Origin of the sequence: Sphingomonas sp. (genome assembly GCF_031426035.1) — a bacterium.
Taxonomy (GTDB): Bacteria; Pseudomonadota; Alphaproteobacteria; order Sphingomonadales; family Sphingomonadaceae; genus Sphingomicrobium.
In genome coordinates this window covers 1-2,027 of sequence record NZ_JANPKO010000015.1, presented here as the reverse complement: position 1 = coordinate 2,027, position 2,027 = coordinate 1, and the positions used below count along the sequence as shown (strand labels likewise).

Below are 2,027 nucleotides of genomic sequence, written 5' to 3'. Positions count from 1 at the left end.
GTTTTCGTCGAATGCGTCGCGGATGCCGCAGCCCAAGGCGAGCTGGAGGTCGGCGACCTCGGCGTTGGCGCGGATTTTGTCGGCGGTGGCCGAGGCGACGTTGAGGATCTTGCCGCGGATGGGGAGGATCGCCTGGGTTTTGCGGTCGCGCGCCTGCTTGGCCGAGCCGCCCGCGCTGTCGCCCTCGACGATGAACAATTCGGTGCCCGCGGGGTCGTCGTTGGCGCAATCGGTGAGCTTGCCGGGGAGGCGGAGCTTGCGCGCGGAAGTGGCGGTCTTGCGCTTGACCTCGCGCTCGGCGCGGCGCTTGAGGCGCTCCTCCATCCGCTCGACGATCGCGCCCAGTAAAGCGCGGCCGCGGTCCATGTTGTCGGCGAGGAAATGGTCGAAATGGTCGCGCACTGCGGCCTCGACGAAGCGGGCGGCCTCGAGGCTGGTCAGGCGGTCCTTGGTCTGGCTCTGGAAATGGGGGTTGCGGATGAACACGCTGAGCATCAGCTCGACGCCGTTGAACACGTCGTCGGCGGTGATGTCCTTGGCGCGCTTGTTGCCGACCAATTCGCCGAACGCGCGGATGCCCTTGGTGAGCGCGGCGCGCAGGCCGGCCTCATGGGTGCCGCCGTCGGGGGTCGGGATGGTGTTGCAATAGTAGGATTCGGCGCCGTCGGACCACAGGGGCCAAGCGACTGCCCATTCGGCGCTGCCCTGATCGTTCGGAAAATCCTGGCGGCCGGTGAACGGTTGCGCGGTGACCGAGGGGCGGTCGCCAAGCTGCTCGGCGAGGTGGTCGGCGAGGCCGTTGGCGAACTGGAACACGGCGGTTTCGGGGACGTCTGCCGAGGCCAGCGCGGGATCGCAGCGCCAGCGGATTTCGACCCCGGCGAACAGATAGGCCTTGGAGCGCGCGAGCTTGTAGATGCGCTCAGGGCTGAAGCGCATGTCGGCGCCGAAGATTTCGGGGTCGGGGGTGAAGGCGACGGTGGTGCCGCGCTTGTTGGGGGCGGCGCCGATTTCCTCCAGCTTGGAGGTGGCGAGGCCCTTGGAAAAGGCCTGGCGGTAGAGGCGCTTGTCGCGCGCGACCTCGACCAGGGTTTCGCTCGACAGCGCGTTGACGACGCTGACTCCGACGCCGTGGAGGCCGCCGCTGGTCGAATAAGCCTTGTTGTCGAACTTGCCGCCCGAATGCAGCGTCGACATGATGACTTCGAGCGCGGATTTGTCCGGGAACTTAGGGTGCTGATCGACAGGGATGCCGCGCCCGTTGTCGGTAACCGTCAGCCGGTTGCCGGGCTCGAGCGTGATTTCGATGCGGTTTGCGTGCCCGGCAACCGCTTCGTCCATCGAATTGTCGATGACCTCGGCGGCCAGGTGATGCAGCGCGCGCTCGTCGGTGCCGCCGATATACATGCCGGGGCGACGGCGCACCGGTTCCAATCCTTCGAGAACTTCGATCGACGATGCGTCGTAGGAACCAGGCGGCGATTGCGGTGTTTCAGCGAACAGGTCCGTCATGCGGCATCGCTACACGTTAGCAGGCAGGCGCCGCAAGCACGCGACCGACTGTTGCTGCAATGCAACACAAAGAATGTTTCGCGTCGGTAATGCATCCTTACGCGGGGTGCGCACGTTCCTCGGGTTCCATTTCCACGGAGAAGTAGTTCCATGTTTAAATTCGCAACCTTGTCGCTCGCTGCCCTCGCCACCGCGGTGGCCGCACCTGCGCTGGCACAGTCCGAAACGACCGAAGACGGTTTTACCGGCTTTTACATCGGTGGTTCGGTGGGTGTCGGTTTCAGCCAGAACGACGGCAACGGCTCGTCGATCCTGTTCGACCGTGACCTGAATGGCACGTTCGGTGATACCGTTTCGACCAATACGGGCGCGAATGCCTTTGCTCCGGGTTTCTGCGGCGGCGCTGCCATCGGCAATACCGCAGAGCAGGGCTGCCGTCGTGAAGACAAGGCGTTCGAATACATGGGCCGCGTCGGCTTTGACGTCCAGCGCGGGCCGGTCGTGTTCGGCGTCGT

General features: G+C 65.1%; 1 protein-coding gene and 1 pseudogene. One reads left to right on the top strand and one right to left on the bottom strand.

What is annotated here, in order from left to right; all coding sequences use genetic code 11:
- Positions 1-1,512 (bottom strand): DNA topoisomerase IV subunit B (locus RMP08_RS01200; RefSeq protein WP_310467121.1); only part of this gene is annotated, 1,512 nt, incomplete at its 3' end.
- A gap of 150 nt (positions 1,513-1,662) precedes the next feature.
- Between RMP08_RS01200 and RMP08_RS01195 the strand changes: the two are divergent.
- Positions 1,663-2,027, top strand: a pseudogene (locus RMP08_RS01195) (hypothetical protein); the annotation flags it as partial.